The following is a 6,000-nucleotide window of genomic DNA, read 5'->3' on the forward strand; positions in this document are numbered from 1 at the left end:
TGCCGGATCCATCAGTGACCGCCCTCGGCTGTCACGCCGACGCGCCCTCTACTATGCCGTGTGATGATCGACCCGTACGGTACGGGGGCCACGCCGCCAGGCGCCACCCGCATCGTCGGTCGCCACGTCACGAGGCCAACCAGCCAATCAGAGGCCAAAACAACAGAGGAGCAGGCCGGGGGATGTCCAACGCCACCAGGACCCGACGCCGCTCAGGACCGCAGCCACAGCCTGCCGGTCCGGGCACCAACGGAGCAGCCGCGGGAGCACCGGGATCAGCTCCCCGCAGTGGCACCCGTGAGCCGCACCGGACGTCCGGAGCGGTAACACCCCGGCTGCGGGCGCAGACCGGCCGTGTCGGTGTGCGGGTCAAGCAACTCGTGCTGCTCGAAGTCGCGGCGGCACTGCTGCTGGTGGGCTGGCTGATCCATCCGCTGGCCCTCATCGGCACCGCGATCGTCGCCGCGGCGCTCCTCGTCTTCGCGCTGGGCCGCCGTCGGCGCATCCCGCTCCCGGACTGGATCGCGACCGTACGGGCGATGAAGCGGCGCAGGGCCGACGCGACGATTCCCGTACCGCACGGCATCGAATCGGCGTTCGCGCCGATCGTCGAGTGCGACCCCAGCCTGCGCACGTACGAGTACCTTGCCCGTGACCAGCGTGCGATCGGGTTCGTCGGTGACGGCACCTTCCTCACCGCGCTCGTGCAGGTGGAGGCCCGCGACGAGCCGCTGCGGCCGGCGCCGGGCAGCCGGCCCATACCGCTGCATCTGCTGTTTTCGGCGCTGGACGTCGAGGACATCCACCTCGAATCCGTGCAGTTCGTGCAGTACACCCAGCCGGCGCCGGCTCCGCACCTGCCCCAGCAGGCCGTTGCCGCCCGCTCGTACGCACCGCTGCAGGCGCAGACGGGGACCCCAGCCACTCAGCTGACGTGGATCGCGCTCAAGCTCGACCCCGAACTGTGCCCGGAGGCCATCGAGGCGCGCGGGGGCGGAACCCGGGGCGCCCAGCGCTCTCTGCTGCGCGCCGCCGATCAGCTGGCCAGCCGGCTCAACGGCCACGGCCTGCGGGCGCGTGTCCTGGAGGAGCCGGACGTCGTGGCGGCGCTCGGCACCGCGGCCTGTGTCAGCCCACGGGCCGGCGCGGGCGGGGCCGGTGCGAACGGCCGTGCGGCGCGCCGCACTCAGGAGACGGTGCGCGCCTGGCGGTGCGACGACCGCTGGCACAGCTCGTACTGGATCCGCAGCTGGCCGCAGCTCGGTGCGGGTGGCGCGCCGTTGGCGGGCATCGCGAACCTGCTGTCGGGCACGCGCGCGATGGCCAGTACGTTCAGCCTCACCGCGACGCGGGCGAGCGGCAACACCCCGGGGGTGACCGGGTACGTCCGGCTGTCGTCCCGCAGTGAGAACGAGCTCGGAGCCGCCCAGTCGGAGCTGGAGAGGAGCTCCCGCTCCGTGAAGGTGGGTCTGGTGCGGCTGGACCGTGAGCAACTGCCCGGCCTCCTGGCAACGCTTCCCCTCGGAGGTACCCGCTGATGTCCACGCCCACCTATCCCCCGCGCTCCGACTGGAACAACCAGAACCGCTGGGGAAACAACCGCGTCGGGCGGCCCACTCATCTGCCCACTCCCGAGCCGGAGGAGCCGCAACAGGCCCTGCCCGAGCAGCGTTTCCACCCGGGCTTCGGGCTCCGGGGGCCTCGGCGCGACCGCCATGTGCTGCCGGTGGAGGCCCTCGACGAGCTGTCGGTGCCGGTGGGCGACGACGGTGTGGTCATCGGCGTCGATCCGCAGAACCGGCCCGCGGTGCTGAGTCTGATCCGTCCCGCAGCGCTGGACGTGGTTCTGGTCGGCAGTATGTGGATGGCCCAACTGCTCGCCCTGCGCACCGTCGCGGTGGGTGCGCGGGTCGCGGTGGAGACCGCCCGCCCGCCGGGGTGGGCGCAGATGGCGCAGGCCGCCGGTGGCGGGCAGCAGTGCGTGTCCTTGCACGAGGTGCGGCAGATCGCGGCGCAGGGGGCATCCGTCTCCAGCCCGGTCCTGGTCGTACGGGACTGCGGTGCCCAGCCGCCGCGTAACCAACTCGCTCCCAGCCCGTGGCAGTCGGTCCTCACGCTGCTGCCGTTCCTGGGGCCGCGGGCGCCGCGCATGCTGGCCCGGGCCCAGCTGGTCGGCCTGCAGCGGCTGTCGCCGCAGGAGGCCGAGGTCGTGACCCGCATCATGCGGCTGCCGCACGATGTGGCGGCGGCACTGCCGACCCTGAGCGACAACGCCATGCTGTGGTGCACCCGCGACCACCATCAATTCGTCCTGACCCAGCCCACCGAGGCCGAAACGGGTCTGCTCGGCATGCCCCGGCGCATGGACTGAGAGACGCGGCGGAGTACCCGACAGGGCCCTCAACAGCACACAAGGGCTCGTCTGTGGTACCGCTCAGCGAGTGACTAGGCTGTCCTACAGCGGTAGCGGCACACTCGGACAGCCGACACGGGGAGGGATCGTTGGTGAAGCATGACGTGGTGTGCCGCCATGCCCGCAACGACCGAATGATCCGCCTGTATCCGGTCCTGCCGTTCAGGTGCGTTTCAGTGCAGGAGGCACAGTGAACAGCGATCAGGGCGATTCCCGTCCGGACGGGACCTATTCCGACGACGAACAGGACGTCGAGCTCACGGGTGAGTTCAAGCTCGACTACACGGCGCCCGCCTGGTACGCGCAGAACAGCCGCGACACCGGGGGCGGTGCCCCCTCCGCGCCGGCTCCCCCGCCGCCGACCGGCAACCCGCTGCCGCTGGCGGGGCCTTCGTCGTACGGTCCTCCGGTGGGTGCCGGGCAGCCCACCGCGCCCACGCCGCCTGCACAGGCCACCTCCGCACAGCAGCCTCCGTCACCGTCTCCGGTCGGTCCCGCCCCTGTTCCCCCGCAGGCTTCGCCGGGCGGGCCGCCCGGCACACAGCAGGGCGGCGTTCAGCAGAGCGGTCCCGGGGTTGGCGTCGGCGGCGCGCCGAACCCGAACGTGCCCGGTTCGGGCGGCCCCGCCGCGTCCGCGGCCGCCGGCCCTCCCCCGCCCGCGTTCCCCATGCTCCGGCCGGTCGACACCGACCAGGCCCCCGCCTCCGCACCGTCTGCGGCTGCGGCTGCCCCCGCCGCGCCGGTACGTCCCGCACCCGCCGCAGAGTCCGAAGCTCCCGAAGAGCCCGTGACAGCGTCCGAGCCGAACACCGCGGCGCCAGCGGCTGAACCGGAGAGCACCGACGGCGCCTCGCCCGTACGCGTGCGCAGCGGGTCGGGAGTCGACCCGTCGGCCTCGCTGTGGGGTGACGACCCGGATCCGGACGAGACTGAACCGGCCGATTCCACGGAACCGGCTCCCGCTCGCACTCCGGCGCAGGGTGCCTCCGCCTCGGACGATTCCGATGCGGCGAACAACGAGCAAGCGGCGAACGCTTCATCCGCCCCCGACGGCCCGACGTCGGAAGCGGGCGCGCCCGCGGAGCCTCCCGCGCCGACCGCCCCGCAGGCGGACGGGCAACAGGCCTCTGCCATACCGGCGCAGCAGACCGGCGGGGCACCGTGGACCCAGACCACTCCCGCCGCGGGTTCCGTCCCACCGCTTCCGCCGAACTACCAGCCCGCGGATCCGGCCACTGCCCAGGCGCAGGGTGCTTACGGAGTCCCGCAGCAGGGCCGGCAGCAGCCCGGCACTCCGGCTCCGCAGCCCGGCGGCTACGGCTACCCGGGCCCGGGGCAAGCGGCACCCCAGGGAGCGGCCGGGGCCATGCCGCCGCAGGCACAACCCGACCGGCCCTACGCCGCCCCCACCCAGCAGGGCTCACCCAACGACCCCAACGCCCAAGCCCCACAACCCGGTTACGGCTACCCACAGCAGGGCGCTCAGGCACCGCACCCCGGCCAGCCGTACCCCGCACAGGCGGCACCGCAGGCCGACGGCTACGGCTACCCACACCCGGGGCAGGCGGCGCCGCAGGCCGACGGCTACAGCTACCCGCACCCGGGGCAAGCGGCGGCACAGGCCGGCGCCATGCCACCCCAGGCACAACAGCCCTACGCAGCACCCGCCCAACAGGGCGCACCCAACGACCCCAACTCACAAGCCCAACAACCCGGTTACGGCTACCCACAACAGGGCGCTCAGGCACCGCACCCAGGCCAGCCCTCCCCCGCACAAGCGGCACCGCAGGCCGGCGCCATGCCACCCCAGGCACAGCCCGACCAGCCCTACGCCGCCCCCACCCAACAGGGCGCACCCAACCCGCCCGCCCCACAGCCCGGTTACGACGGCGGGTACGCCTACCCGCAGCAGGGCACACAGGGTGGCGGCCAGGCCCAGGGGCAGCCGAACCAGTCCGGTGCCGCCCCAGGCTCCACGCCCCTCCCGCGGACAGACCCGCGCGCGGACGGCTGGACCCCGTCCCCCGGTCCCGGTCAGCAGCAGCAGCGCTCCGCCCCCGGGGCGCCACTGGGCTACGGCGCTTCCGTCGAGCTGACCTCCGACCGCCTGATGCGCAACCAGCCCAAACGCAAAAAGCCGGGGGCCAACGCCCAGCCGTCCCGGTTCAAGCTGGGCGCCAAGAAGGAGGAGGCCGAACGGGAGCGCAAGCTTGAGCTGATCCGTACTCCGGTGCTCTCCTGCTACCGGATCGCGGTGATCAGCCTCAAGGGCGGTGTGGGCAAGACCACGACGACCACCGCTCTCGGCGCGACACTCGCGACCGAGCGCCAGGACAAGATCCTTGCGATCGACGCGAATCCGGACGCCGGTACGCTCGGCCGCCGTGTGCGTCGTGAGACCGGTGCGACCATTCGCGACCTGGTGCAGAACATCCCGCACCTGAACAGCTACATGGACATCCGCCGGTTCACCTCCCAGGCCCCCTCCGGTCTGGAGATCCTGGCCAACGACGTGGACCCGGCGGTGTCCACCACGTTCAACGACGAGGACTACCGGCGCGCCATCGACGTGCTCGGCAGGCAGTACCCGGTCATCCTCACCGACTCGGGCACGGGCCTGCTCTACAGCGCGATGCGCGGCGTGCTCGACCTCGCGCACCAGTTGATCATCATCTCCACCCCCTCGGTGGACGGCGCGAGCAGCGCCAGCACCACGCTCGACTGGCTGTCCGCGCACGGCTACGCCGACTTGGTGCAGCGCAGCATCACCGTCATCTCGGGAGTCCGCGAGACCGGCAAGATGATCAAGGTCGATGACATCGTGTCCCACTTCGAGACCCGCTGCCGCGGCGTGGTCGTCGTACCGTTCGACGAACACCTGGCCGCGGGGGCCGAGGTGGACCTCGACATGATGCGACCGAAGACCCGGGAGGCGTACTTCAACCTCTCGGCGATGGTCGCCGAGGACTTCGTCCGCGTCCAGCAGGCGGAGGGGCTGTGGACGGCGGACGGAACCGCCCAGCCACCGCAGATGGCCCCGCCGATGCCGGGCCAGCCGCAGCCTTACGGGCAGCCGCAGCCGTACGGGCAGCCGCAGCCTCACGGGCAGCAGGCCGGATACCCGCCCCAGCAGGGCGGGCACCCGCAGCAGCCCGGACAGCCGTACGCCCAGCCGCCGCAGGTTGACCCGCAGACCGGACAGCCCTTGCCGCCGCAGCAGTACCCGCAGGCAGGAGCGCAGTGGCAGACGGGGCAGCCACCCGCCCAGCCCCAACAGGGCGCGGTCCCGCCGGGGTGGACCCAGCAGCCGCAACAGCCTCAGCAGGGCGAACAAGACGAACAACAGCCCTCGCCTGGCACGTTCCCACCCGGCGAGGGCTGGCAGCAACCCGCCCAGGGAGAACAACCCCAACAGCCCGGCTACGGCTACCCGCAGCAGCAGCCTCCGCAACAGCAGTGAGCCAGTTCGAGTTCGGCGCACAGCGACGCTGATGATCGATCAGGCGTCCACCTTCGCCCCGCCGAGCTACTGCTGCGGGGGGGGGCGGGGGGCCCCGGGGCGGCCCCCCCCCGCCCCACATAAACCC

At 72.5% G+C, this 6,000-nt stretch carries 3 protein-coding genes; all 3 read left to right on the forward strand.

Features of this window, described 5'->3' with window-relative positions:
• Positions 1-362: 362 nt before the first annotated feature.
• The 3 genes from eccE to ABZW18_RS20495 all read left to right on the forward strand — a co-directional run bounded on the left by eccE (position 363) and on the right by ABZW18_RS20495 (position 5,873).
• Positions 363-1,538 carry a type VII secretion protein EccE gene (eccE, locus tag ABZW18_RS20485; RefSeq protein WP_356189293.1) on the forward strand — a complete coding sequence of 392 codons (1,176 nt, stop codon included), beginning with the start codon at positions 363-365 and terminating at the stop codon, positions 1,536-1,538.
• Positions 1,538-2,371 carry a hypothetical protein gene (locus tag ABZW18_RS20490; RefSeq protein ID WP_356189294.1) on the forward strand — a complete coding sequence of 278 codons (834 nt, stop codon included), beginning with the start codon at positions 1,538-1,540 and terminating at the stop codon, positions 2,369-2,371. Before eccE ends, ABZW18_RS20490 begins: the two co-directional genes overlap by 1 nt.
• Positions 2,372-2,603: 232 nt before the next feature.
• Positions 2,604-5,873: an SCO5717 family growth-regulating ATPase gene (locus ABZW18_RS20495; protein WP_356189296.1), complete on the forward strand. Its 3,270-nt coding sequence runs from the start codon at positions 2,604-2,606 to the stop codon at positions 5,871-5,873.
• Positions 5,874-6,000 lie beyond the last annotated feature (127 nt).

Source organism: Streptomyces sp. NPDC004647, from assembly GCF_040609575.1.
Classification (GTDB): Bacteria; Actinomycetota; Actinomycetes; order Streptomycetales; family Streptomycetaceae; genus Streptomyces.